Source organism: Actinopolyspora xinjiangensis (assembly GCF_900104475.1).
GTDB lineage: Bacteria > Actinomycetota > Actinomycetes > Mycobacteriales > Pseudonocardiaceae > Actinopolyspora > Actinopolyspora xinjiangensis.
The window spans coordinates 251,664-276,520 of sequence record NZ_FNJR01000002.1 but is presented as its reverse complement, the minus strand read 5'-3'; the positions used below and the strand labels follow the sequence as shown (position 1 = coordinate 276,520).

General features: G+C 69.5%; 22 protein-coding genes, 1 pseudogene and 1 riboswitch. Of the genes and pseudogenes, 10 read left to right on the top strand and 13 right to left on the bottom strand.

Translation table 11 applies throughout. From position 1 onward, the window contains the following. Positions 1 to 319 precede the first annotated feature (319 nt). From pth to BLQ75_RS03915, 3 genes are all read left to right on the top strand, one after another. A complete protein-coding gene (gene pth / locus BLQ75_RS03925) occupies positions 320 to 910 on the top strand; it encodes an aminoacyl-tRNA hydrolase (protein WP_092597851.1) in 591 nt (196 codons plus the stop codon). Between the two features lie 343 nt (positions 911 to 1,253). Beyond that, positions 1,254 to 1,955 (top strand): hypothetical protein, encoded by a 702-nt coding sequence (locus BLQ75_RS03920; RefSeq protein WP_092597848.1) that lies wholly within the window; start codon positions 1,254 to 1,256, stop codon positions 1,953 to 1,955. A gap of 210 nt (positions 1,956 to 2,165) precedes the next feature. Next, the gene (locus BLQ75_RS03915; RefSeq protein WP_092597845.1) at positions 2,166 to 2,621 is read left to right on the top strand and encodes a hypothetical protein; all 456 of its coding nucleotides are present in this window, start codon (positions 2,166 to 2,168) and stop codon (positions 2,619 to 2,621) included. An 80-nt stretch (positions 2,622 to 2,701) separates the two neighbouring features. Here the strand turns inward: BLQ75_RS03915 and BLQ75_RS03910 are convergent, their stop codons facing one another. The 11 genes and pseudogenes from BLQ75_RS03910 to metG all read right to left on the bottom strand — a co-directional run bounded on the left by BLQ75_RS03910 (position 2,702) and on the right by metG (position 17,379). Next, positions 2,702 to 4,366: a fatty acyl-AMP ligase gene (locus tag BLQ75_RS03910; RefSeq protein WP_211481144.1), complete on the bottom strand. Its 1,665-nt coding sequence runs from the start codon at positions 4,364 to 4,366 to the stop codon at positions 2,702 to 2,704. 90 nt (positions 4,367 to 4,456) lie between these two features. Next, positions 4,457 to 6,259, bottom strand: a complete 1,803-nt coding sequence (locus BLQ75_RS03905) for an ABC-F family ATP-binding cassette domain-containing protein (RefSeq protein WP_092597842.1) — start codon at positions 6,257 to 6,259, stop codon at positions 4,457 to 4,459. A 110-nt stretch (positions 6,260 to 6,369) separates the two neighbouring features. Next, the gene (locus BLQ75_RS03900) at positions 6,370 to 7,320 is read right to left on the bottom strand and encodes a 4-(cytidine 5'-diphospho)-2-C-methyl-D-erythritol kinase (protein WP_170837334.1); all 951 of its coding nucleotides are present in this window, start codon (positions 7,318 to 7,320) and stop codon (positions 6,370 to 6,372) included. A 78-nt stretch (positions 7,321 to 7,398) separates the two neighbouring features. Then, positions 7,399 to 8,208 carry a MetQ/NlpA family ABC transporter substrate-binding protein gene (locus tag BLQ75_RS03895; protein ID WP_092597839.1) on the bottom strand — a complete coding sequence of 270 codons (810 nt, stop codon included), beginning with the start codon at positions 8,206 to 8,208 and terminating at the stop codon, positions 7,399 to 7,401. Between the two features lie 153 nt (positions 8,209 to 8,361). Then, the gene (locus BLQ75_RS03890; RefSeq protein WP_092597836.1) at positions 8,362 to 9,048 is read right to left on the bottom strand and encodes a methionine ABC transporter permease; all 687 of its coding nucleotides are present in this window, start codon (positions 9,046 to 9,048) and stop codon (positions 8,362 to 8,364) included. After that, positions 9,045 to 10,067 carry a methionine ABC transporter ATP-binding protein gene (locus tag BLQ75_RS03885; RefSeq protein ID WP_092597833.1) on the bottom strand — a complete coding sequence of 341 codons (1,023 nt, stop codon included), beginning with the start codon at positions 10,065 to 10,067 and terminating at the stop codon, positions 9,045 to 9,047. The genes BLQ75_RS03890 and BLQ75_RS03885 overlap by 4 nt, the downstream gene beginning before the upstream one ends. Positions 10,068 to 10,285: 218 nt before the next feature. Then, positions 10,286 to 10,375, bottom strand: a riboswitch (SAM riboswitch). Between the two features lie 202 nt (positions 10,376 to 10,577). Beyond that, a complete protein-coding gene (gene rsmA / locus BLQ75_RS03880) occupies positions 10,578 to 11,456 on the bottom strand; it encodes a 16S rRNA (adenine(1518)-N(6)/adenine(1519)-N(6))-dimethyltransferase RsmA (RefSeq protein ID WP_211481143.1) in 879 nt (292 codons plus the stop codon). Between the two features lie 487 nt (positions 11,457 to 11,943). Further along, positions 11,944 to 13,443 (bottom strand): resuscitation-promoting factor, encoded by a 1,500-nt coding sequence (locus tag BLQ75_RS24410; protein WP_092597827.1) that lies wholly within the window; start codon positions 13,441 to 13,443, stop codon positions 11,944 to 11,946. Between the two features lie 535 nt (positions 13,444 to 13,978). After that, positions 13,979 to 14,341: pseudogene (locus BLQ75_RS03870) on the bottom strand (transglycosylase family protein). 193 nt (positions 14,342 to 14,534) lie between these two features. Next, a complete protein-coding gene (locus BLQ75_RS03865) occupies positions 14,535 to 15,380 on the bottom strand; it encodes a TatD family hydrolase (RefSeq protein WP_092597824.1) in 846 nt (281 codons plus the stop codon). Positions 15,381 to 15,585: 205 nt separating this feature from the next. Beyond that, positions 15,586 to 17,379 (bottom strand): methionine--tRNA ligase, encoded by a 1,794-nt coding sequence (gene metG, locus BLQ75_RS03860; protein WP_092597821.1) that lies wholly within the window; start codon positions 17,377 to 17,379, stop codon positions 15,586 to 15,588. Positions 17,380 to 17,591: 212 nt separating this feature from the next. Between metG and deoC the strand changes: the two genes are divergently transcribed. The 3 genes from deoC to BLQ75_RS03845 are packed head-to-tail and all read left to right on the top strand — an operon-like array spanning position 17,592 to position 20,900. Beyond that, positions 17,592 to 18,572 carry a deoxyribose-phosphate aldolase gene (gene deoC / locus BLQ75_RS03855; RefSeq protein ID WP_092597818.1) on the top strand — a complete coding sequence of 327 codons (981 nt, stop codon included), beginning with the start codon at positions 17,592 to 17,594 and terminating at the stop codon, positions 18,570 to 18,572. A 20-nt stretch (positions 18,573 to 18,592) separates the two neighbouring features. Beyond that, the gene (locus BLQ75_RS03850) at positions 18,593 to 20,014 is read left to right on the top strand and encodes an aldehyde dehydrogenase family protein (protein ID WP_244515218.1); all 1,422 of its coding nucleotides are present in this window, start codon (positions 18,593 to 18,595) and stop codon (positions 20,012 to 20,014) included. After that, positions 20,007 to 20,900: an aldehyde dehydrogenase family protein gene (locus BLQ75_RS03845; protein ID WP_092597813.1), complete on the top strand. Its 894-nt coding sequence runs from the start codon at positions 20,007 to 20,009 to the stop codon at positions 20,898 to 20,900. The genes BLQ75_RS03850 and BLQ75_RS03845 overlap by 8 nt, the downstream gene beginning before the upstream one ends. Before the next feature lie 135 nt (positions 20,901 to 21,035). On the opposite strand, the gene BLQ75_RS03840 is transcribed toward BLQ75_RS03845, so the two are convergent. Both BLQ75_RS03840 and BLQ75_RS03835 read right to left on the bottom strand, forming a co-directional pair. Continuing rightward, on the bottom strand, positions 21,036 to 21,677 hold the full coding sequence (locus tag BLQ75_RS03840) for an HAAS signaling domain-containing protein (protein WP_092597810.1): 642 nt from the start codon (positions 21,675 to 21,677) through the stop codon (positions 21,036 to 21,038). After that, entirely contained in the window at positions 21,674 to 22,027 is a 354-nt protein-coding gene (locus BLQ75_RS03835) for a PadR family transcriptional regulator (protein ID WP_092597807.1), read from the bottom strand. Before BLQ75_RS03835 ends, BLQ75_RS03840 begins: the two co-directional genes overlap by 4 nt. Positions 22,028 to 22,157: 130 nt before the next feature. On the opposite strand from BLQ75_RS03835, the gene BLQ75_RS03830 reads away from it, so the two are divergent. The 4 genes from BLQ75_RS03830 to BLQ75_RS03815 are packed head-to-tail and all read left to right on the top strand — an operon-like array spanning position 22,158 to position 24,797. After that, the gene (locus tag BLQ75_RS03830) at positions 22,158 to 22,841 is read left to right on the top strand and encodes a hypothetical protein (RefSeq protein WP_092597804.1); all 684 of its coding nucleotides are present in this window, start codon (positions 22,158 to 22,160) and stop codon (positions 22,839 to 22,841) included. Next, positions 22,838 to 23,158 (top strand): transcriptional regulator, encoded by a 321-nt coding sequence (locus BLQ75_RS03825; protein ID WP_092597801.1) that lies wholly within the window; start codon positions 22,838 to 22,840, stop codon positions 23,156 to 23,158. The genes BLQ75_RS03830 and BLQ75_RS03825 overlap by 4 nt, the downstream gene beginning before the upstream one ends. Beyond that, entirely contained in the window at positions 23,155 to 24,057 is a 903-nt protein-coding gene (locus BLQ75_RS03820; protein ID WP_092597798.1) for an ABC transporter ATP-binding protein, read from the top strand. The genes BLQ75_RS03825 and BLQ75_RS03820 overlap by 4 nt, the downstream gene beginning before the upstream one ends. Further along, a complete protein-coding gene (locus tag BLQ75_RS03815) occupies positions 24,054 to 24,797 on the top strand; it encodes an ABC transporter permease (protein ID WP_092597795.1) in 744 nt (247 codons plus the stop codon). Before BLQ75_RS03820 ends, BLQ75_RS03815 begins: the two co-directional genes overlap by 4 nt. Positions 24,798 to 24,857 lie beyond the last annotated feature (60 nt).

Sequence of the window (24,857 nt, the reverse complement as noted above, 5' to 3'; positions counted from 1 at the left end):
CCTATTGGTGACGCTTCGTCGGCTCGGTTCCCACAGCCGGTTCCGTGGCGGAACCTCTCGTACGGCTCTCGTCGCGGCCAGGCCCGACATCGGGTGGTCAACACAACGTCGGGCCTTCCTCGCGAGAGCCGTACGGGAGAACCCGCGGCGGTGCGAGCCGCGATAGTGGTTGTTTCGGCGCCGGCGCGCCGAAAACAGCGATCACCTGTGCCCGAGCGGGCGGAACAGGAACTGGCAAGCGCCTCTTCGGCAGCGGGCGCCACCACACGGGATGAGTGAGCGCGACCCCACTTCGGGGCAAGACGAATCCGAGGATGTCGTGACAACACCGGGCAACAAGGACGCGGACGGCCCCACGCTGGTCGTCGGGCTGGGCAATCCGGGACCGCGCTACGCGGGCAACCGGCACAACGTGGGGTTCCTGGTCGCCGACGAGCTGGCGGACCGCGTCGGCGGGAAGTTCAAACGGCACAAGTCCGGAGCCGACATCGCCGAGGGCAGGCTCGACGGCAACCGGGTCGCGCTGGCGAAGTCCCGCTCGCTGATGAACCTCTCCGGCGGCCCCGTGGCTGGGGCCGTCCGGTTCTACAAGGTCGCCCCCGAGTCGGTGATCGTGATCCACGACGAGCTGGATCTGTCCTACGGTGCCGTGCGGCTCAAGCGGGGCGGTGGCGAGAACGGCCACAACGGGCTGCGCTCGATCAGCAAGTCGCTCGGCACGCGCGACTACCTGCGGGTGCGGTTCGGGGTGGACCGCCCGCCGGGAAGGATGGATCCGGCCGACTACGTGCTGCGCGACTTCTCGCGCGCCGAGCGCTCCGAACTGGGATTCTTCGTCGACCGCTGCGCGGACGCCGTCTCGGCGCTGGTGGGCAAGGGCCTGGAGGCCGCGCAGAACGAGTTCCACTGACGGGGTTTCGCGCCGGTGGGACGACGCTGTCGTTCCGTGGAGCTTCGCGTCCGGTGCTGTTCTGTCACCGGAGGCCGTCCACCACTTCGGGCCCCGCTCCTCGTCGGCTCCGCCGTAACCGTCCGCGCGAGCAGCCTGTCCTCGCGGCCGGGCGCCACGAACCTCGCTTCGGTGAGGGCGATGTCATTCGGATGGTGGGTGCCTGTTCCAACGGGTAATCGCTGTTGGCTGGAACGGGTGATGGTGGTTCTCGATGGTGGACCACTGGTTGTGGGAGCACCACGTCCCCGTCACGGTCTCAACTGCCGCAAGCAGCGGGCTGACCCGTGAGGGAGGAGAAATCGTGTCGCGGAATCTCCGTGTGTTTCGCCAGGCCGTCGTCGGCGTGACCGGGGTGCTCGCCATGATCGTCGTACCTGCCGTACCGGCCGCACCGGCCACGGCTCCGGCTGCCCAGCAGGAAGAGAAACCGGCCTCCCAGACGAAGGACGTCGAGGAACTGGTTCTCACTTCGTCCGAGATGGAGCTCGAACTGGCTGAGCAGGACTTCATGATTCCGCTGACGGGATCGGTGATCATGGAAGGGGAGCCGCCGGTGACACCGGACCAGACCACTTCCATCGATGTCAGAGACCTGAAGGCGCACTCGGTTTCCCCCGGTGACGCGTCCCCCCGGCAGAGCACCCCGGCCCAGCAGGACCTCGGCCAGGTCCGCGTCGAGCAGAACGCCGACGTGAGCAGCTCGCTGACCATGACCCAGCGGTTCCCACCGAGGTTCGAGCACACCGCGTCCCTCGACCTGAGGATCTCGATCGAGAATCCGCCCCAGCGACTGCTGGAGCAGCTGGCTCCCCGGACAGCACGGCAGGAACCGCTCATCCTCCTGACGGATGAACCGGTCGAACTGGTCGGCAACCCCAAGAGTTTCCCGCCACAGGGCGCGACATACGAACAGCGGAAACCGGTTGACCTGGTCCCGGCGCAGAACGAAGACGTGGAAGGCGGTGCACTTCGCGGTCTCCTCGGGGATATCAGTTCCCGCTGAGCCTCGTATCACATCTCGGCCCGATCTCCTCGCGTACCGTGGAGGTCGGGCCGACATGCGTGTCGAGACCTCCTCGGGTCCGACTCGGGTCCGACACGGCGGGTCCCGCGCTCCGTGACGCGCGACCGGGCAGCGCGGCGAGGCCCGACTCCCGCCTCGGGACGGAAACACCGGCGAACCGACATGTCGATCGAGGAGTGACCGTCAACCGTGGAAGACCTCGCCGGCGAGTTCGCCACGCTGCTGCTGGTCGGCACTCCCTGGCTGGTCCTCGGCAAGCTCCTGCACTGGCTCGCGACGGGAAGGAGCTCACTCGCACCACGCGGCTCACGAGGGGTGAAGGGTGAGCTCGTGGCCTGGCTGCTGCTTGTCACGCTGGACTCCCACACCGCCGCGCTGTGGTCGGGCATCGCCAACCAACCGGAAGACGTGTGCGAACCGAGCGCGTGGGAACCGACCCCAGGTCTGTACATCGACAGCAGTTCCTTGTTCGACTACCCGGTCGTGACGCGCTGCGTGTGGCCCGACGGAGACACGAAAACCCTGGTGCCCTGGGAACTCAACATCACCACCGCGGTTCTCCTCACGGCGGCGGTAGCCGTCGCCGTGCACGCCGCCGTCCGCGCCCACCGCCACCGACGCGCACCGCGGCCCGCCGGACGGTAGGCACCGGGCTCCTCCCCGTCTCACGCACCGCCCCCGGCCGGGAGAGGACGGCCCGACTACCGACCGACACCCCGACCACGTCAGGACAGCAGTTCGGCAGCGGCACCGCGCCGGAGCTTGCCCGATGGCGTCTTGGGCAACGAGCCCGGCTCGACCACCAGCACGGTGGAGGGACGCGCGCCCACCTCGCCGAAGACCTTCGCGGCCACCTCCTTGCGCAGCCGCCGTTCCTCGGTCTCGTCCCCGGCCGAGCGGGACTCCACGATCACCGCGAAGTGCTCGCGCCGCCTACCGGCGTCCTCGCGCACGGCCGCCGCGTTTCCCGGCCGCACCCCGGACACGGTGCAGGCCGCCCGCTCGATGTCGGTGGGGTGCACGTTGCGACCGCCGAGCACGATCACGTCCTTGCGGCGCCCGCACACCACCAGCTGCCCGTCCACCAGGTATCCCTCGTCACCGGTGTCCAGCCAGCCGTTCCCGTCGGTGGCGGCCAGCGGCCCGTGCACCGTCAGATAGCCGGGGGTGACGGCCGCGCCCCGGATCAGCAGTCCGCCCACGCCGCGCTCCGGCAACGACGCGCCGGACTCGTCGACCACCACGATCTCCATGCCGGGCAGAGGTGGCCCCAGCAGCGCGAACCCGCGCGCACCCGAATTCCCCGGCCGCGCGGGGACGGCCCGCCGGGAACTCCACAGTGCCTCGGAGTCCACCGTGTCCACTTCCATGCCGCCGTGCGTGGGCGCGAACGAGACGGCCAGGGTGGCCTCGGCCATGCCGAAGGCACACACCACGCACTCCGGGCGCAACCCGAAACCGGCTCCGGCCGCGAGGAACCGCCCCACCGTGTCGGGATCGACCGGCTCGGCCCCGTTGAGGGCGAACCGCAGCGTGGACAGGTCGAACGCCCCGGCCTCGGCCCGTTCCATTCCCCGCGCGGTGATGGCGTAGGCGAAGTTCGGCGCGGCGGTGACGGTCCCGCCGTAGCGCCCGATCAGTTCCGGCCACAGCGAGGGCCGCGCCAGGAAGTCGGCCGGGGTGACCTTGACCAGTCGCATCCCCAGTGCCATCGGCACAGCCAGGCAACCGACCATGCCCATGTCGTGGAACAGCGGTAGCCACGAGACCGCGACGTCGCGCTCCGGGGACAACCGCGCGGCGGCCGTGATCGCCCGGGTGTTGTGGTAGAGGTTGCCGTGCGTGATCCGCACCGCCTTGGGCTCCGCCGAGGAACCACTGGTCAGCTGCAGCAGCGCGAGGTCGTCCTCATCGGTGGGGACCTCCTCGGCGGGGCCGGTTTCCGCCCGCGAGAGCTCGTCCAGGTCGCGGAACCGGATGCCGTGCTCGGCCAGCACCGGAGCGAACTCGTGGAACGGCTCCCCGAGCAGCACCAGCCCGGCCCCGATCATGCGGGTGACGCGCAGCGTGTCCTCCGCCCAGGTCCCGAGATCGGTGCGTGGCGTGGGCTGGTGCAGCATCGTCACCGAGGCACCGGCCAGCCACACCGCCTGCACGGCGGGAACCACGGAGTCCGGGCGCGCGGCGAGGACCGCCACCGCGTCTCCCCGCCGCACGGGCGGTCCTCCTCGGGAGGAGCGCAGCGCGGCCGAGATCCGCAGCGCGCACTCGCGCACCTGCCCCCAACCGCGACAGCGGGGCGCGTCGGGCTCACCGGTGACCAGGCCACGGGTCCCCGGACCTTGGTCCGAAGCCGCCGCCGCGGCCACCATCTCCGTGAAACGGCTCACATTCCCAGGCTACTTCGTGGCGAGAGGGGACTCGCCACCGTCGTGGCGGGCGCGGTGACCTGCCGAGATCACGCGTCGCCCTCCACGGGATCAATCGAGGCTGTCGGCCAGCTCCATCCAGCGGGACTCGATGTCGTCCTTCTGCTCGTGCAGCTCCCGCAGCTGGGAGTTCAACTCCTGCAGCCGCTCCGGTTCGGTGGCGGCCTCGGCGAGCTGGTCGTGCAGCTCCCGCTCCCGATCGGCGAGCTTGTCCAGCTGGCGTTCCAGCCGGGAGAGCTCCTTGCGAGCGGCTCGGTCCTGCGCACCGGACAGGCCGCCGGACTTCGCCTTCCCGCTCGCCGCGGCTCCACCGCTCTCCTGCTGCCTGCCGAGGGACTGGTCCCCGCCCTCCAGCAGCGAGCGGCGCCGGTTCAGGTACTCGTCGATCCCGCCCGGCAGGTGGGTGATGTTGCCGTCGCCGAACAGGGCGACCACGTTGTCGCAGACCCGCTCCACCAGATAGCGGTCGTGGGAGACGACCACCAGGGTGCCGGGCCAGCCGTCCAGCAGGTCCTCCAGCTGCTGCAGGGTGTCGATGTCGAGGTCGTTGGTGGGCTCGTCCAGCACGAGCACGTTGGGCTCGTCCATCAGCAGCCTGGCCAGCTGCAACCTGCGCCGCTCACCGCCGGAGAGGTCCTCGACCCTGGTCCACTGCCTGCCCTTGCCGAAGCCGAACCGCTCGCCCAGCTGGGAGGCGGTCAGCTCGTACTTGCCGAGCGTGACCTGCTTGGCGACGTCCTCGATCGCCTCCAGTACACGCCACTCGCCGGGCAGGTCGTGCAGTTCCTGGGTGAGGTGCGCCAGCCGGACCGTCTTGCCCTCGATCCGTTTGCCGCCGTCGGGCTCGCGCTCCCCGGCCAGCAGCCGCAGCAGCGTCGTCTTGCCGGAACCGTTCACCCCGACCACACCTATCCGGTCACCCGGTCCCAGCCGCCAGGTCACGTTGTCCAGCAGCTTGCGATCGGCCAGTCGGAGCTCGACATCCTCCAGCTCGATCACTGTGTTGCCCAGCCGCCGCTTGGCGAAGGAGACCAGCTCCACGGTGTCCCTGGGCTCCGGCACGTCGGAGATCAGGGCCTCGGCCGCCTCCACCCGGAACTTGGGCTTGGAAGTGCGGGCCTTGGCGCCCCGCTGCAGCCAGGCGAGCTCCTTGCGCGCCAGGTTGCGGCGCTTCTCCTCGGTCTGCTGCGCGATCCTGGCCCGCTCGGCCCTGGCGTAGACCCAGTCGGCGTAGCCGCCCTCGTACTGCTCCACCCGGCCGTCCACGACCTCCCAGGTGCGGTTGCACACCTCGTCGAGGAACCACCGGTCGTGGGTGACGATCACCAGCGCGCAGCGCCGCGAAAGCAGGTGGTCCGCCAACCAACGCACCCCCTCGACGTCGAGGTGGTTGGTCGGCTCGTCCAGCACCAGCAGGTCGAGTTCGCGCACCAGCGCGGCGGCCAGCGCCACGCGGCGGCGTTCACCGCCGGACAGCTCGGCGACCCTGGTCTCCAGGCCGAGCCCGGTCATGCCGAGCCCGTTGAGCACGGAACGCACCTTGGGGTCGGCGGCCCACTCGTGCTCGGCGGTGAACCCCTGCGGGTCGAGCACCGCGTTGCGCACTGTGGCGTCGGGGGGAAGCTCGGTCCGCTGGGTGACGACCGCGCTGCGCAGGTCACGGGTGTGGTTGACCCGTCCGGCGTCGGGCTCTTCGATACCGGTCAGTATCTCCAGCAGGGTCGTCTTGCCACCACCGTTGAGGCCGACGACCCCGATGCGGTCGGTTTCGGTCACGCCGAGCGAGACCCCGTCCAGCAGGGGCCGAACCCCGTGGCTTTTCTCGACCGACTCCAGATTGATCAGGTTGGCCATCGAGCGTTGGTCACTCCGTCGACTTCGAACATGCCCGGAACGGGCTGTGGACGGCCCGGGGCCGAGCCGTCGGTTTCATTGCGCGGCCGGGATTCACACGCGCCCGGTTCTCATGCGTGCACCTGAGGAGGGGTGGGGCGGTCGGAGTGCTCCTCGACGAGTCGCGCACCGGCGACGGGGCCCTGCGCCACCCGCACCGTCCGGCACACCCCGGCTCCGGAGAGCTCGGCCGCGATCCGCACCGCGTCCTCCCCGTCGGTGCACAGGAACGCGCAGGTCGGTCCGGATCCGGACACGATCCCGGCCAGCGCCCCGGCGTCCACCCCGGCTCGCAGCGTGCGCCGCAGCACCGGGCGCAGCGAGACCGCCGCGGCCTGCAGATCGTTGCCCAGCAGCAGGGCGAGTTCACGCGGATCGCCGGAAGCCAGCGCCTCCAGCACCGGCTCCACCTCGCCGACCCGGTTGTCCGAGTTGCGCCGCAACCGGTCCAGCTCGCCGTAGACCTCCGGGGTTCCCAGTCCCTCCCCGTGCAGCGCGATCACCCAGTGATAGGTGTGCCGGGCCAGCACCGGCACCAACCGCTCTCCCCGGCCGGTGCCGAGCGCGGTTCCCCCCTGCAGGGCGAACGGCACGTCGCTGCCGAGCCGGCCCGCTATGTCGGCGAGCTCGTCACGACCGAGCTCCAGCTTCCACAGCGCGTTCAGCGCGAACAGCGTCGCGGCGGCGTCGGCGCTGCCACCGGCCATGCCGCCCGCCACCGGTATGCCCTTGTTGATCGAGACGTGCACACCGGTGTCGTCCGGATCTCTGCCGCTGGCGCGGGCGAGTTCGGTCACCGCCCGCCACGCCAGATTGTCGGAATCCAACGGAACGTCGTCCGAACCCTCGCCGCGCACCTCGATGCCCGGCTCGTCGGAACTGCGTACCGTGACCTCGTCGGTCAGCGACAGCGCCTGGAATACGGTCACCAGCTCGTGATAACCGTCCTGGCGACTGTCACCGACCGAGAGGTGCAGGTTCACCTTCGCCGGGACCCGGACGGTGATCGGGGTCGGTACCACGGACAGCACACCCCCAGGGTACGTGTCCGTACCGCGCACGTTCACGCGTGACTCGGGTCCCGGGCGACGGCGCTGGTGTCAGCTGGCCGGAATGACGGACTTACCGCCGTACTCCTCGTTGATGAAGTCCTTGACCTCCTGGGACTGCAGGAGGTCGACGAGCTTGTCGACGCGCGGGTCGTCCCGCATCTCGGAGTTGGTGACCACCCCGTTGACGTAGGGGTTGTTCTCGGTCGATTCCAGGGCCAGCGGATCATCCAGGTTGGCCTTGAGGGCGTAGTTGCCGTTGACGACCGCGAACCGCACGTCCTGCAGCGTGCGCGGGATCTGGGCCGCCTTCATCTCCTCGATCTGGAGATTCTTCGGGTTGCTCACGATGTCGCGGACGTTGGTCTCCTCCGCCGAGCCCTCCTTGAGCTCGATCAGCCCCTTGTCCTGGAGCAGTTTGAGGGCCCGGCCCCGGTTGGAGGGGTCGTTGGGGATCGTCACGGTGTCGCCGTCGGAGACCTCGTCCAACGAGCCGATCTTCTTGGAGTAGATGCCCAGTGGCTCCAGGTGCACCGGGGCGACCCAGTGCAGATCACCGCCGCGTTCCTCCTTGTACTCCTCGAGGAACGGCTTGTGCTGGTAGTAGTTGGCGTCCAGCGAGCCGTTGGCGGTGGCGGCGTTGGGCCGATTGTAGTCGCTGAAGGTCTCGATCTCGATCTTCAGGTTCCGCTCGGGGGCGAGGTTCTCCTTGACGTACTCCAGGATCTCGCCGTGCGGCTGGGCGGTGGCACCGACCTTGATCGCCGCGTCCGGGTCGTCCTGCGCCGCCGAACCACCGCCGCACCCGGCTAACGCGAGAGCGCTGACGGTCAGCAGTGAGGCCAGGATTCTGGTACGCATCGAAGGTCCTTTCGGATCTCGGTGGGCGGCGGCAGCCACCCACCTCGGTTCACTGCGGCGGTGCTCGCCCGGCCCCTCGGCTCGACGCGTCGAGCCGTCGGGACTCGTCCGGGAGAGCGGGACCGCCGTGATTCACGGTCGGAGGTCAGCGGCTCAGACGTTGGTGACGGCGCGCCTGCGGTCGACCAGCTTGGTCACCCAGTCGGTGAGCAGCTGCATCCCCCAGGCGAGCACTCCGAGCAGCACCACCGAGACGTAGAGCACTCGGTCGTCGTAGGCGTTGTAGCCGTCCAGGATCGCGGTGGCTCCCAGCCCGCCACCCGCGATGGCACCCGCCATCGCGGCGTAGCCGATCAGCGCGAGCATGGTCACCCCGACCGCACCGACCAGAGCCGCCCGAGCCTCGCTGAGCAGCACTGTCCACACGATCCGGAACTTGCTCGCCCCGGTGGTCACCGCGGCCTCCACGATCGCGGAGTCCACTTCGCGCAGGGCGTTGGAGGTCAACCGCGCGAAGAACGGCACTGCGGCGATGGCCAGCGGCACGATCGCCGCGCTGCTGCCGAACGCCTGCCCCATCAGCAGCCGGGTCAGCGAGCCGACCACCACCAGCAGCACCACGAACGGGATCGACCGCGTCACGTCCACGATCGCGCCGAGCACCCGGTGCAACAGCGGTTTGGGGGTGAGTCCCACGGGGGAGGTCATGTGCAGCCAGACGCCCAGCGGCAGGCCACCCACCACTCCCACCAGGGTCGACATCAGGACCATGTAGATGGTCTCGACCGTCGCGGGACGTACCAGTTCGAGGACCTCCGACCAGGGGGTCACGTCACTCACGCAGCAACTCCATCAACGCTCACGGGAGCGCGGCGCACATGCGCATCGCGCTCGATCATCCACTTCAGCGCGGACTCGGAACGTTCACCGGACAACCCGACGCGGAATTTGGCGACGGGCGTGTCCCCGAGCCGCGTCAGTCCACCGCCGAGAATGGACAGTTCCACCCCGAACCTGCTCGACGCCTCGGGCAGCAACGCCCCCACCGCCGCGAAGCCGACCAGCACCACCTCGGCGACCACGTCGTGCTGCTGGCCGGAGTCGGGCCGCAGCACGCTCGCCTGGTCGGTCTCGGGCAGCAGCGTCGAACCGATCCGACTGCCCGGCTCGGAGACCAGGTCCAGCACCTTGCCGTGCTCGACCACCCTGCCCTGTTCGAGAACGGCCACGTCGTCGGCGATGCGCCGCACCACCGCCATGTCGTGCGTGACGACCAGCACCGTCACTCCGAGCTCGGAACGAGCACGCTCCAGCACGGTCAGCACCGAGTCGGTGGTGGCGGGGTCCAGCGCCGAGGTCGGCTCGTCCGCCAGCAGCACCGAGGGCTTGGCGGCCAGCGCACGCGCGACCGCCACCCGCTGCCGCTGCCCCCCGGAGAGGTGGTCCGGGTAGACCGAGGCCTTGTCGGACAGCCCCACGAGGTCGAGCAGTTCGGCCACCCTGCTCCGGCGCTGCGCGGCGGGCACCTTCGCCGACTCCAGCGGCAGCGCGACGTTGCCGGCCGCGGTGCGCTGCCGCAGCAGCGAGTCACCCTGGGGCACCACACCGATCCGACGGCGCGCCGCCCGGAGCTTGCTGCCCTCCAGCGAGACGAGATCGGTCCCGTCCACCCGGATGGCCCCGGTGTCGGGCTTCTCCAGCAGGGCGATGCAACGTGCCAGGGTGGACTTGCCCGCACCGCTGGTTCCGACGACGCCGCAGACGGAACCGTCCGGCACCTCCAGGCTCACGTCGTCCAACGCCGCCACGGAGGTGTTGCTCTGGGTGAAGGTCTTGGTCAGGTTCTCGACAGTGATCACGATCGAACTCCGCTTCAGCTCGCCTCGGCCACAGGACGTGCGAGGGCGCACGAAAAGGCCGGATGGGAAACGACCAGGGGCCAGTACGGGATCAGACGTGGCGCCGACAGGCGGTCGTGGTACGCCGCCCGAGATCGACGACACGACGCTCCGTCAGGCCGAGGCGGATAGCCACGGGAAGCGTCTTTGCGCTTGCGGTGGAACTCAGAGACAAATCAACTCCATCGTTCCTGGCTGTAGCACCTGCCCGAGCCGGGTGGTTGCTGCGGCGTCGTCGAGCCAGATCTCTCGGCCGCTCGGGATGGACTCCGCGGAAGAGTAAACATGACCGATTCCGCCGGACGCAAGTTGATATGAGTCACTTTCCACTGGTTGTCGTATTCGCCACTAGCCCTTTCGGCCGAAAAGAAAAGCAGGGCGACCACTTTCGGTGAGCGCCCGAATACGGAAAACAGTCGTGGGAATCACGCGGGCCCAGCGGCTCGAAGCGAAATCGCGGCGGATTCCCGGTCAGGGTTCGGTGTCGGCGGCTCGCGCCACCGCGGCGAACTCGGCGATGTCGAGCTGTTCCCCTCGGGCCGCCGGGTCGATCCCGGCTCGGCGCAGCACGCGCTCCGCGCGTCCCGCCGAACCGGCCCAGCCCGCCAGCGCCGAGCGCAGTGTCTTGCGGCGCTGCGCGAACGCCGCGTCCACCACGGCGAACACCCGCTCGCGGTCGAGCTCGGCGGGCGGTTCGTGCCGGGTAAAGGCCACCAGACCGGAATCCACGTTCGGCACCGGCCAGAACACGTTGCGGGAGACCGCACCGGCACGTCGCACGTCGGCGAACCAGGCCGACTTCGCGCTGGGCGCGCCGTAACGGCGACTGCCCGGCTCGGCGGCCATCCGCTCGGCGACCTCCGCCTGCACCATCACCAGGCCGTGCCGCAGCGAGGGCAGTTCGGCCAGCAGCCGCAGCACCACCGGAACGGCCACGTTGTAGGGGAGGTTCGCCACCAGCGCGGTCGGCGCGCGGTCCGGACCACCGAACTCGGCCGCGCTCATCCGGAGGGCGTCACCGTTGACCACCCGCAGGTTGTCGGCGAGCTTCGGGGCGTGCTCGGCGACGGTGGCCGACAACCGCTCGGCGAGCACCGAATCGATCTCCACGGCGGTGACCGCCCCGGCCGAGGCGAGCAGGGCCAGGGTCAGTGACCCGATACCGGGGCCGATCTCGAGCACCACGTCGTCGGAACCGACGCCGGCGGTCTCGACGATGCGCCGGACGGTGTTGGGATCGTGCACGAAATTCTGGCCGAGTTTCTTGGTGGGACGTAGTTCGAGCCGCTCTGCCAGTCCACGAACCTCGGCCGGACCGAGCAGACGGACTGCCGACGGCTGTTGCTCCACGTCACCGAAACTAGCAGGCCGAATTCCCCTCCCCGCGTGGGGACGCGTTCCTCCCATCCGGAGGCCGGGCGGCGTCGAGCTCCCGCGAAATCGCCCGTGCCCGACACGGCGAACGAAGGTCCCAAGTGTGTGAGGCGAACATCGCATGCGAGCCGCCTCCGTTCGCCGCAGTGCCGAACTGCCACCACTCACGCAGGCCGAACTCCGACCACCCCAGCCCTCGGCACCGCCGCGAGTTCTCCGGCGAGTGCCTCGCGAGGAAGGCCCGACGTTGTGTAGTACCTACCCGATGTCGGGCCTCCCGGAGCGAGGCGCCGCCGGAGATTCCGGCGAGTACCCCCACTCAACCGCACCACGAAATCAGCATCATCCGTCATGCGGCGTGAGCAGCGCGGGTGTCCCCGGCGCGTGAGGCGGATGCATCGCAAGGCACCGCCTCACGTGCCGGCTACCGGGCCAACGTACGCGTACCTCTGTTGCGGAAAACTCAGGAAAGGCCGAGCTGGGCGGAGCAGGAGGGCCAGGCCCCGTACCCCCCTCGCGCGTCGCGCACCTTGGTGGCGATGGCGATCTGCTGCTCCCTGCTGGCCTGATGCGGGTAGGCGGCGTACTGATCACCGCCGTAGGCGTCCCAGGTCGACTTGTTGAACTGGACGCCACCGTAGTAGCCGTTGCCGGTGTTGATGTGCCAGTTGCCGCCGGACTCGCACTCGGCGAGCTTGTCCCAGACCCCGCTGTTCGGCGGCTGCTTGCCGCCGACCCGCACGACCTTGGGCTCCGCCTCGGTGACGACCTTCTCTCCGACGGTCTCCCGCTTGACCTCTTCACCGTTGTGAGTGGTCACCCGGGTGAAGACGATCTTCTCTCCGGGTTCGCCCCGCTGCTCGACCTTGCGTTCGCCCACGAGCATCGAGTCGTCCACGATCTCCTTGACCGGGGGATCGATCTCCTCCCGGACGTTGATGGTCGAAATGCCGGTGCGATCGATGCGCACCTCGGCGCCGTCACTGATCCGCTGGTCGGAACCGGGAGTGACCTTGTCGTTCTCGTCGACCTGAAGCCCCTGCTTGCGGAGCAGCTCGTCGATCGTGACGGCGGTGGTGGTCAGCTGCCTGGGCTTGTTCCCGCCGTCGACGAGCGTGATCGACTTGGCGGTCTTGACCTCCAGGCTCATGCCCTCTTCCGGGACGGGCATGGTGCGCTTGGCCGAGATCGAGGCGCCGTCGGTGGGGACGCCGAGCTGGCGCAGCGCCTGCCCCACCGTCACCGAACGGACCCACTCCTCGCGGGTCCTGCCGTCGACGGTGAGCTCGATCTTCCTGCCCCGGTCGAGCGTGATGGTCTCGCCGTGCTCGATCTTGGACCCCAGGGAGGGGCTGAGGGCGTCGTGCTTGTCGACCTCGATGCCCTCGTCCTCGAGGACCTCGCCCACGGTGGACTCGTAGGTGCTTACCTCGCGTTCCTTGCCGTCCACCTCGACGGTGACCGACTTGTCCATCGCGGCGGCGGCGCCGCCCGCACCGGTGATGGACAGGATCAGGGCCGCCACCGCGCTCTTCAGGAAACGGCGTTTCCAGGTGCTGATCGCCTCGGACAGCTCCGGGGAGGGCCGCTCGAGCTCCTCTCGGGTGACCGAGTCGGACAGCGGCAGCGGCGGCATCACCGTCGTCTCGGCGTTGAGCAGGCCGATCAGCCCCTCGACGTCGAGATCGGTGTCGGCCATCAGGTCCTCGACGTCGGGGCCGAGGATCTCGTAGAGGTCCTGCGGGGTGATGCTCAGGGCGCCGGGCGGGAAGCTCGGGTGATCCTGCGCCGGGTAGGGCCGCTCGGTCCTGGTCCCTTCCTCGGGGCGTTCCAGCACACCGACTGCGGTGTGCGACTCCTCGGAGACGGGGGTGAACCGGCTCGTTCCGCCGAGCGAGTCACCCCAGGGCGCGTGGTGGTCGTCGGCCGAGAATTGCTCACCGAAATAGCCGCGTTCGTTCACAGGGCCGTTACCTCCCGAAGGCGGAAAGACGCACCCGCTCTGCCGGGGAAACCGCCTCTTCGGCTTCCGGTCCGGCACGCGCGAGCACGTTACCTTCGTGCTTCGTTTCCGTATCCGACTCCCGTAGCCAGCGCCGCCAGCCGACCCCCGCGCCCGTGCTCCCGAGCGCGATGGCAGGCTACCCCGACGTACACCGGCGAAGACTGCGGGCGTAACCCGTGACCGTGGTCATCGGTTTACGAGTTCGAGACTCTAGCGTGATGATCCGTGTGCTGCCAAGGATCACGATTTCGCTGTGATCTGAGTTACCGCCACAAAATATACTTTCCCAGCGCACAAGGCATCCATGAAATTCACACGATCGAGCTGAAATACGATCGACCGTTCGCCGTCGCGTGCCATAACGCGCGGATCTCGACACCGCGCGTGATCAATCGCACCGGTTTTCTGGCACCTTCGTGCCAATGACGCGGCGTCCATCTCGCACGAACGGAAAGTCCCGGTCGGTTCGGCGGGAGCCCAGCGGATGCCCCCGTCAGAGCGGTAGCCCCAGCCTTCGGGCGCAGCCGGGCCACGCCCCGTAGCCCCCGCGGGCTTCCCGGAGCCTGTCGGCGACCTCGATCTGCTCGGTGCGCGCGGCGTGGTGCGGGTAACGCGCGTAGCGCTCACCGCCGTAGGACGCCCAGGTGCTGCGCAGGAACTACAGTCCGCCGTAGTAGCCGTTGCCGGTGTCGATGTGCCAGTCGCCGCCGGACTCGCACTCGGCCAACCGGTCCCACACTCCCCGGTCGGCCGCCCGCGGGTGTTCGGCGGCCACGGCCGGGGAACCGACCCCGAGGGTCGCGGTCAGTGCCGCCGTCAGCAGGATCGCGCCGCGCGGAACGTGCCGAGCTGTCATGACCACCTCTCCGCCGTGGTTCCGGGCAGCGGAGTCGCCCCGCCGAAGCGGAGCGGCGACGGCGTCGAGCGAACCCGTGAGCACCGCGCGACTCCCGTCCCGGCTTCCACTTCGGACGGTAGGAGGATGCCCGGACGCCGCAAGCCGACAAGCTGGCGACTGATCGGGAGAGCAACCGCAGAGTTACCGGACTTCAGGAAGCGGCCACACGATCGAGTTGAAAAACTCGCTCGGTTGTGGCTGTCAGGGCCACGGCCAGTTCCTCGACGCTGGTCTCGCGCAGTTCGGCAAGGTCACGAACGGTGTAGTTTACGCAGTACGGCTCGTTGGGCCGCCCCCGGAAGGGGTGGGGCGTCAGGAACGGCGCGTCGGTCTCGACCAGCATCTGCTCCACCGGCACGAGCGCCGCCGCCTCCCGGAGACCGCGCGCGTTGGCGTTGCGGAACGTGGCGGTTCCCGCGAACGAGAGAACGTAACCCGCCGTCACGCAACGGCGGGCGAAGTCGGCGTCCCCGGAGAAGCAGTGGAAGATCACCGTCTCGGGCGCGCCCTCCTCCTCCAGGATGCGCAGGATGTCCTCGTGCGCGTCGCGGTCGTGGATCATGAGTGGTTTGCCGACCCGCTTGGCGAGATCGATGTGCCAGCGGAAGGCCTCCCGCTGCGGCTCCGGCGGGGAGAAGTCCCAGTAGTAGTCCAGACCGGTCTCCCCGACCGCCACCACCCTGGGATCACCGACCAGCTCGGCCAGCGTCTCCCGCTCGGCGTCACCGAAGTCCTTCGCCCTGGTGGGGTGCAACGCGACGGCCGCGTAGACCCGTTCGTCCCACCCGGCCGCGGCGACGGTCCACTTCGCCGACTCGATGTCGTCGGCCACCGTCACCACCCGGCCGACCCCGGCGGCCTCGGCCCGGTCCACCATGCGGCGGACGTCCGCCGCCTCCACCGCACCGCAGGCGTCGAGATGGGTGTGCGCGTCCACCACCGGGGCGGGCAACGCTTCCGGCTCCGGCGGGGGAGTTCGTCTGTCGCCCTTGCTCACGCCACCATTCTCCCGTTGAGACGGCCGTCACATTCCATCCCCCGGCACTCCGCCGGAGCACACTGAACCGAGGGCCCGGTCGCTCCCGAGGGAACGACCGGGCCGGGGCCTCGCGGCCGGACCTCGGCACGCGGGACGAGTGCCCGGCCCCCGAGCGCGGTCGCGCCGCCAACCCCGAGTTCCGCCCCGGGCGGCGAGCCCCGGCTCAGTCCTTGATCGGAGCCCACGCCGGACCGGTCTCGGCCAGCTCCGGGTCGAGCTTGCCGAACAGCGGCGTCGGCTTGCTCAGCGGTGTGCCGACCTCGATCGGGCGGGACTGCCAGCTGGCCTGCTCGGCGGCGTAATCACCGGTCAGGACCGGGTAGGAGCGGTCGGACACGTCCAGGTCGTCGACCTCCTCCAGTCGCGGCTGCGCCGCCCACGTGCCGGTGCCGCCCAGCAGCTCGTGCACCTTCTGCGCCGAATGCGGCAGGAAGGGCGTGAGCAGCGTGTTGGCGTCCGACACCAGCTGCAACGCGGTGTGCAGGATGGTGTCGCGCCGCTCCGGATCGTCCTTGCGCTTCCAGGGTTCCTGCTCGGACAGGTACTTGTTGGCCGCCGAGACCACCCGCATCGCCTCCTGGGTGGCCGCCCGGAACCGGGAACGCCGCAGGTGACCACCGACCACGTCGAATGCCTGCCGGGCCATGGTCCTGAGCTCCTCGTCGGCCGCCTCCGGGGCCTTGGGCTCGGGCACGGCCCCGACGTTCTTGGCCGCCAGCGACACCGCGCGGTTGACCAGGTTCCCCCACTCGTTGGCGAGCTCGAAGTTGATCCTGCGGACGAACTCGTCCCAGGTGAAGTCCACGTCCTGCGTCTCGGGCCCCGCCGCCGAGATGAAGTAGCGCAGCGCGTCCGGGCCGAACTCGCGCACGAAGTCACGCACGTAGATCACGGTTCCCCGGGAGGTGGAGAACTTGGATCCGGTCATGGTGAGGAACTCGCTGGAGGCGATCTCCGTGGGCAGGTTCAGCTCCCCGTAGGGACCGGCGGTTCCACCGCGGTCCCCCGCTCCGTTGTGCCCCATCAGCAGGGCGGGCCAGATCTGGGCGTGGAAGGTGATGTTGTCCTTGCCCATGAAGTACACCCGCAGTGCCTCCGGGTCGTTCCACCAGGCACGCCATGCCTCCGGGTCCCCGGAACGCCTGGCCCACTCGACGCTGGCGGAGAAATAGCCGATCACGGCGTCGAACCACACGTACAGCCGCTTCATCGACTGCTCGTCCCAGCCGTCGAGCGGCACGGGCACGCCCCAGTCGAGGTCGCGGGTGATCGGCCTGGGACGCATGTCCTCGACCAGGTTGCGGGTGAAGTTCAGGACGTTGGAGCGCCAGTCGGTACGCGTGGCCAACCACTTGCCGAGCGACTCGGTGAAGGCGGGCAGGTCCAGGAAGAGGTGCTCGGTCTCGACGAAGCGCGGTACTTCCCCGTTGATCCGGGAGACCGGGTTGCGCAGTTCGGCGGCGTCGAGCTGGTTGCCGCAGTTGTCGCACTGGTCGCCACGTGCCCCGTCCTGGCCGCAGATCGGGCAGGTGCCCTCGATGTAACGATCGGGCAGGGTCCGACCCGTGGAGGGGCTGACCGCCCCGGTGGTGGTCCGGGGGACGATGTAGCCGTTGCGGTACAGCGCGAGGAAGATCTGCTGCACCACCTGGTAGTGGTTGCCCGTGGTGGTCCGGGTGTAGAGGTCGTAGCTGACCCCCAGCGATCCCATGTCCTCGGCGATCACCCGGTGGTACTTGTCCACCAGCTCGCGCGGGGTGATGCCCTCCTTCTCGGCCTGCACCTGGATGGGGGTCCCGTGCTCGTCGCTGCCGGAGACCATGAGCACCTTGTTCCCGGCCATTCGGTGGTACCGCGAGAAGACGTCCGAGGGGACACCGATTCCGGAGACGTGACCGATGTGTCGCGGCCCGTTGGTGTAGGGCCAGGCCACTGCGGTAAGCACGGGGGTACTCATGGTTCACAGCCTACGTAAACCCCCTCGGCCCGATCGAGCGGGTTTGGCCCGCCCCCGACCCGACACGGTGCGGAGTCGCCGCAGGGCATACGCCACCCACCAGTGCGACATCCGCGCCGTGCGCCGCGAGAACCCACCGGTGGCTCGACACCGACCGGACGGACGGCGCGGTGAACGTGTGCCACCCCGGATCAGCGCCGTAGACTGCCCGCATGGTCGATTCGCCGCCCTCCAACCCACCGAAAGCGGGGCTGCCGGGTGACCTGGCCGAGGCCACCCGTGACGAAGCGGCGCTGACGCGCTTCCTGCGCGGCCTGCCCGGCATCGACGCGGTGGGCCTCGAACAGCGGGCCGCGTCCCTGGCCGGACGTGCGGTCAAGGGGGACGCCAAGCTGCGCGCCATCGACACCGCGATAGGCATGGTGGACCTGACCACCCTGGAGGGAGCCGACAACGCGAGCAAGGTGCGGGCGCTGGCCGCGAAGGCCCGCCGGCCGGACTCGCGGTTCCCCGACGTGCCGCGGGTCGCCGCGCTGTGCGTGTACCCGGACCTGGTCTCCGACGCGGTGGCGGCCCTGCGTGGCTCCGGGGTGGGGGTGGCCTCGGTGGCCACCGCGTTCCCCTCGGGACGCTCCACGATCCGCGCCAAGCTCGCCGAGGTGGAACTGGCGGTGGAGTCCGGTGCCGACGAGGTGGACATGGTCATCGACCGGGGTGCTTTCCTGGCGGGCGAGTACGGCCGGGTGTTCGACGAGATCGAACAGGTGCGGGCCGCCTGCGCTCCGGCCCACCTGAAGGTCATCCTGGAGACGGGTGAGCTGGGCGGTTACGACAACGTGTGGCGGGCCAGCTGGCTCGCCCTGCTGGCCGGAGCGGATTTCATCAAGACCTCCACGGGCAAGGTCTCCCCCGCCGCCACCCTCCCGGTGACCCACGTACTGTTGCGCGCGGTGCGCGAGTGGCGCGACCGGACCGGGCAACCGCGCGGTGTCAAACCGGCGGGTGGAATCCGCACCACGAAGGACGCGGTGCGTTACCTCGTCGCGGTGCTGGAGGTGGCCGGACCGGAGTGGCTGACCCCGGAGTCGTTCCGGTTCGGAGCGTCCGGACTGCTCAACGACCTGCTGATGCAGCGTGAAACGCAACTCGACGGCCACTACAGTGGCCCCGATCAGGTGGCGGTGGATCTTTGACGGAGCCGAAACCGCGGCCCTTGGCTTACGCGCCCGCTCTCGAGTCCGCGGCGCTCGCCCGGCTTCGGGAGCACTACCGACCGTTCGTCGACGGGGAGTTCACCGGTGGGACCGGTGAACCGTTCTCCAGCGTGAATCCGGCCACCGCCGAGCCGCTGGCCGAGGTCTCCGGCAGCGATGCGTCCGATGTGGACCGCGCGGTGAGTGCGGCCGAGGAGGCGTTCCGACAACGCTGGACGCCGATCGGCGGCACCGAACGAGCCAAGTACCTGTTCCGGATCGCCAGGCTGCTGCAGGAAAGGGCCCGCGAGCTCGCCGTGCTGGCGAGCCTGGAAACCGGCGAACCCGTCCGCAAGACCACGGAGTTCGACCTGCCCAACGCGGCGGCGCAGTTCCTGCACTACGCGGGATGGGCGGACAAGCTGGACTACGCGGGGTTCGGTCCCTCCCCCGCTCCGCAGGGCGTGGTCGGGCAGGTGCTGCCGTCGAACCTCCCGTTGCTGCTGCTGGCGCAACGGGTCGCCCCGGCCCTGGCGTGCGGCGCCACCGTGGTGGTCAAACCGGCCGAGCGGACACCGTTGACCGCCCTGGTGTTCGGCGAGATCTGCGAACAGGCGGGACTTCCGGCCGGAGTGGTCAACGTGCTGCCCGGCGGCCCGGGCGTCGGCGCGAAGCTGCTGGCGCACCCGGGGGTGCGCAAAGCGGTGTTCGCCGGTTCCACCGAGACCGGCAAACGGGTTCGGCGGGACCTCGCGGGCAGGGGCAAGCGACTCACGTCCGACCTGGGCGGCAGCGGGGTGAACATCGTCTTCGCCGACGCCGCCCCGGAGGAGGCGGTGCGGGGCGTGGTCGAGGGCGCGTTCTTCAACCAGGGACGGGTCCGCTGCGCCGGGTCGCGACTGCTGGTGGAGGAATCCGTGGCCGAGGAGTTCGTGGCGCGGCTGCGGGCACGCACGGAATCGCTGCGGGTGGGCGATCCGCTGGATCGCAACACCGATGTGGGGGCGCTCGGTTCGGCGGAGGTGGCACGGTTGTCCGAACTCCTCGAACGCGGGGTCGCGGAAGGGGCGACTCGCTGGACCAGCCCGGCGGCACCACCGCACGACGGCGGTTTCCTGCCCCCGACGTTGCTGACGGACGTGCAGCAGTCCATGAGCGTCGCACGCGCGGAGGTATTCGGGCCCGTACTCTCGGTACTGACCTTCCGTACTCCGGAGGAGGCCGTGACCAAGGCCAACAACACCCCTCACGGGCTCGCGGCCGGGGTCTGGAGCGAGAAGGGTTCACGGGCGTTGTGGACGGCACGCCGGCTGCGCACCGGCGTGGTCTGGGCCAACGCGTTCCACCGGTTCGATCCGACGGCGCCCTTCGGGGGGCGCGGTGAGTCCGGGGACGGCCGCGTGGGCGGTGCAGCGGGTCTGGAGGCCTATCTCGATGTCTGACGGGGAGTCGTTGGCGAACACGCGGAAGAGGGTGGCGGTGCCCAAGACCTACAAACTCTACGTGGGCGGCTCCTTCGCGCGCTCCGAGTCGGGTCGGGTCTTTCCTGTCACCGGATCGGACGGAGACTTCCGGGCCAACGCGGCACAGGCATCCCGCAAGGACCTGCGCGACGCGGTCGCGGCGGCCCGCAAGGCCTTCGACGGCTGGGCGGGGGCGAGCGCCCACAACCGGGGCCAGGTGATGTTCCGTGTCGCCGAGATGCTGGAGGGCACCCGGGATCGCTTCGCGGGGGAGGTCGCCGACGTCGAGGGGCTCCCCCTCCCCGAGGCCGAAGCGGTCGTGGACACCGCCGTGGACCGAATGTTCTGGTACGCGGGCTGGACCGACAAGCTCGGCGTGCTGCTCGGCGGTGTCAACCAGGTGGCGGGCCCCTACACTTCCCACGGCGGCCCCGAGCCCGTCGGAGTGGTCGGGGTGGTCGCGCCCCGCAGCTCCTCACTGTTGGGCCTGGTCAGCGTGCTCGCACCGGTGATGGCGACGGGCAACTGCGCGGTGGTGCTCGTCGGTCCGGAGGCGGCGGTGCCCGCCGTGAGTCTGTGCGAGGCGCTGGCGACCTCGGACGTGCCGGGTGGCGTGGTCAACGTGCTCACCGGGGAACCGACCGAACTGGCTCCACGACTCGCCTCGCACTCCGATGTGGACGCGCTGGACCCGAGCGGGGCCGAGGAGTCCCTCCGGGGCGAGCTGGAGGAGGCGGCCGCCGCGACCGTCAAGCGGATGCTCGACGTCCCGCTCCCGGAACAGGACTGGAGCGAGCCCCCCACCCCGAAGCGGTTGCGGGCCTTCACGGACCTGAAGACGGTGTGGCACCCCCTCGGGGAGTGACCCCTCTAGCGGGGTTCCGTCGGTTCGGTTCTCCGCCGCGCTCGGCCGGTGGCACCACCCGCGGGCTCCCGCTCCGGCGGGGCCCGGACCGAGCGGCCGAACCGGGCGATCGCTCGGTAGGCCCGCCCGGCACGCTCAGGAGCTCCCGAGGCCACCAGGCCTGGGGTCCACGATCCGGTTGCCACGGATGATCCGTGCCAGCAGGACGACCGTGCCGAGCAGGAACACCGCCGCCAGCACGGAGGCGGCCCAGCGCGGCATCGTGACCAGCACCGGCTCCGCGCCGACCACTCGCTCGATCCGGTTCGCCACGAACGGCGTGAGCACCAGCGTCCCCAGCGCTCCCAGCCCGAACCACAGTCGCCGGGCGGTGCTGTGGAGTTCGGTCGCCGCGCGCATCGCCAGCAGCAGCGGCACGACCAGCAGCGCCAGCAGGGCGACGATCCCGACGAGACCGCCGGTCGTCAGCACGACCTCGTTCGTGGTCACGGCGGAAGTCGCCAGCTTCGCTCCACACAACGCAAGGGCGCCGACCAGCAGCACACCCGGCCGCAGCACGGCTCGCCGGGGGTGGCCGACGGCCGTTCCGAGTTCCTCGACCACACGCGCCGCGTACTCCCCCGGTGTGCCGAACGCTTCCACCGGGCCCTCACCTGTTTCGGCGACGTGCGTGTCCACTTCGGCCAACACGTCGCCGATCCGGTCCGCCGGCACATCGCGCATCCGCAGCGCGAACGTCAACTCGTCGCGGTACTTCTCCGCCGACTCCGCGGTCATGAGTTCATCCCCCGTTCCAGTACTGCGGTGGCGTTCTCGGCGAACTCGGTCCACAGCGGCCCCTGCTCGGCCAACACCGCACGGCCCTGCCCGGTGAGCTGGAAGAACTTCCTGCCCGGCCCACCGGAACCGGCACGCCACTCGCTGCGCACCAGCCCCTCCGAATCGAGGCGGTTCAGCAGCGGGTACAGCGTTCCCGGTCTCATGCCGGGAAGCCCTGCCTCGTCGAGGCGCCGGACCAGCGTGTAGCCGTAGTCCTCCCCGCTCTCCGCCAGCAGCGCGAGCACGGCGAGATCCAGCACGCCGCGCAGCCACTGTGTCTGCCGCTCCACCGACTTCTTCTCCGTCACGACTAGAAAATACAACATACTAGTTTGTCTCGCCAAATAGTAAATCGAAGCGAACGACGCACGGCCTTGACTTTGCGTCACAAAGTAAGTGAGACTTTGCGTCACAAAGTTCAGCTGCGGGAGGCACGGAATGACCGAAGAACAAACCTCCGAGAACTCGACACCGTCACCGGCGGAGATGCTGGCCATCACCGAGCAGCAGCAACAACGCGCCGAACGAGCCCTCGATGTCAGCCCGGGGCTGCTGTTCGGCGTGTGGGGGGCGGCCTGGTGCCTGGGGTTCGGTGAGCTGTACCTGACCATCGGGGACGATCCGGTGTTGGCCGTCTCCCTCTGGTACGCCCTGGGGATCTTCTTCGGCTGCCTGGGCGTGGCGGGCGTCATCACGGTCTGGCATCTGGCGAGCAGCCTGCGCGGTCTGCGCGGCCCCTCGCAGAAGTCGGGGGCGATGCACGGCTGGTCCTGGATGCTGGGGTTCGTCGCGCTGGGTGCGATGATCGCCGCCACATCACGGCTGGGCATCCCCGAGGACGTCTACGCCATGCTCTGGACGAGCGGGTCCGGCCTGCTGGTGGGAGTGCTCTACCTCAGCGGTGGCGCGCTGACCGGCAGCTGGACGCAGTACGGCGTGGGCCTGTGGATTCTGGCGATCAACGCGGCCGGAGCCTTCACCGGCATCCCGAACCACTACCTGGTCATGTCGCTGGCGGGCGGCGGTGGTTTTCTGGTGGCGGGAACGGTGCTGACGCTGCGCGACCGAGCGGGTGCGAGGCCCTCCCCCAGTCACGAACGCCTCCCCGGAGAACCGGAATGACCCCTGCCGACGGTCGACTCGATCCGATCATCCACGCCCAGGCGAGGCTGCGGGTGATGACCACCCTGGCGGCGCTGCCAACCGAGGACCGGATCGCTTTCGGCCGGCTACGGGAACTGCTGGACATGACACCTGGAAACCTGATCACTCATCTGCGCAAGCTCGAAGAGGCGGGTTACACCGACAGCACCAAGACGGGCCCCGGTCGCGGAACCACCTACGTGTGCCTCACCAGTGCCGGGCGCACGGCCTTCGACCAGTACATGCGGCAGTTGCGGGCCCTGTTGGAGCCGGTCACCGACGAGGGGGACTCATGACGCGATATCAAGCACGCGCCATCGGCGCGTCACGCCGGTTCGGTTCGCTGAACGCGCTGGACGGCATCGACCTCGACATCTCCGCCGGAGAGATCCTGGGGCTGCTGGGCCCCAACGGGGCGGGCAAGACCACCCTCCTGAACCTGCTGACCGGCCTCCGCGCTCCCGACTCGGGCCGCGTCGAGCTGTTCGGCGGCGATCCCCGACAACCGCGCAACCGCCAACGACTGGGAACCACCCCGCAGGAAACCGGTCTGCCTGACACACTGCGGGTGGCCGAGATCGTGGAGTTCGTCGCCAAGCACTACCCGAAGCCGCTGCCGGTCGATGAACTGCTGGAGCGGTTCGGGCTCAGCGAGCTCGCGCGCGAACAGGCCGGTTCGCTGTCCGGTGGGCAGCAACGACGGTTGAGCGCGGCGCTGGCCTTCGCGGGCGACCCCGGACTGGTAGTGCTCGACGAACCCACCACCGGGCTGGACGTGGCCGCGCGGGACTCGCTCTGGGAGGCGCTGCGCCACCACAATCGACGCGGGACGACTGTGCTGCTGACCAGCCACTACCTGGCCGAGGTGGAGGCCCTGGCGGAACGGATCGTGGTGATGGACCGCGGCAGGGTGCTGGCCGACGGACCACAGCGGGAGATCAAGTCACGAGTGCGCACCAGCACCGTGACCGTGCGGGGAGAGCTGCCGGAACTGCCGGGGGTGGTGCGTTCCGAACTCCGGGACGGAGCTCACCGGCTGCTCACCCACGACTCCGACCGACTCGTTCGGGACCTGGTGCGCAGCGGAGTCGATTTCGAGGACCTGACCGTGACGGGAACCTCCCTGGAGGAGGCGTTCACCGCCCTGACCTCGACGGGGAACCGGACCGACGAAACCGCCGGGAGAAGAGCATGAGCACCATACCGCTGTACACGCGCTATCAGTTCCGCGAAACGATACGAATCCCCATGGCCGCGCTGGGCACGCTCGCGTTCCCCACGCTGTTCATGCTGCTTTTCGTCGTCTCCAACCGGTCGGTCTCCGGCAACACCGCCGCTGCCACCGAAGCCGCGGGGCAGATGTCGCTGTTCGCCGTGATCAGCGCTTTCGTGTTCAACCTCGGAGCCGGAGTGGCCGAGGACCGCGCCAAGACCTGGCACGCGTACCTGCGGACGCTGCCCGCGGGCCCGATGGCACAGCTCGGTGGCAGGGTGTGCAACGCGCTGTGCTTCGCGCTGCTGTCGCTGGTGCCGGTGGGACTGGCGGCGATGCTGCTCACCGAAGCCGAGGCTTCGGTGATCGAGTTGGGCACGACGCTGTTCGCGCTGATCCTCGCGGGAGTACCGTTCGCCTTCCTCGGACTCACGGTGGGGTACTCCATGCCGCTCAAGGCCGCCATCCCCACTGTCCAGCTGATACTTTTCCCTCTGGCGTTCGCGGGAGGCCTGTTCCTGCCGCCGAGCCTGTTCCCCGACTGGCTGGACGCGACTTCGAACGTGCTTCCGACCAGGGCCGCCCGCGAGCTCGTGCTCGGCGCGCTGACCGGAGGCGGACCACCGCTGACCGCGTTGTCGATCGCCGTGGGGTGGACGGTGGCTCTCGGAACACTGGCGGTGTTCACCTTCCGCCGTGACGAGGGGAGACGGTTCCGCTGAACCGGGTCCGCTCCGCCCGCCCCGCGCGGCGACTTCCCGGAAGACCGCCGCGCGGCGGGG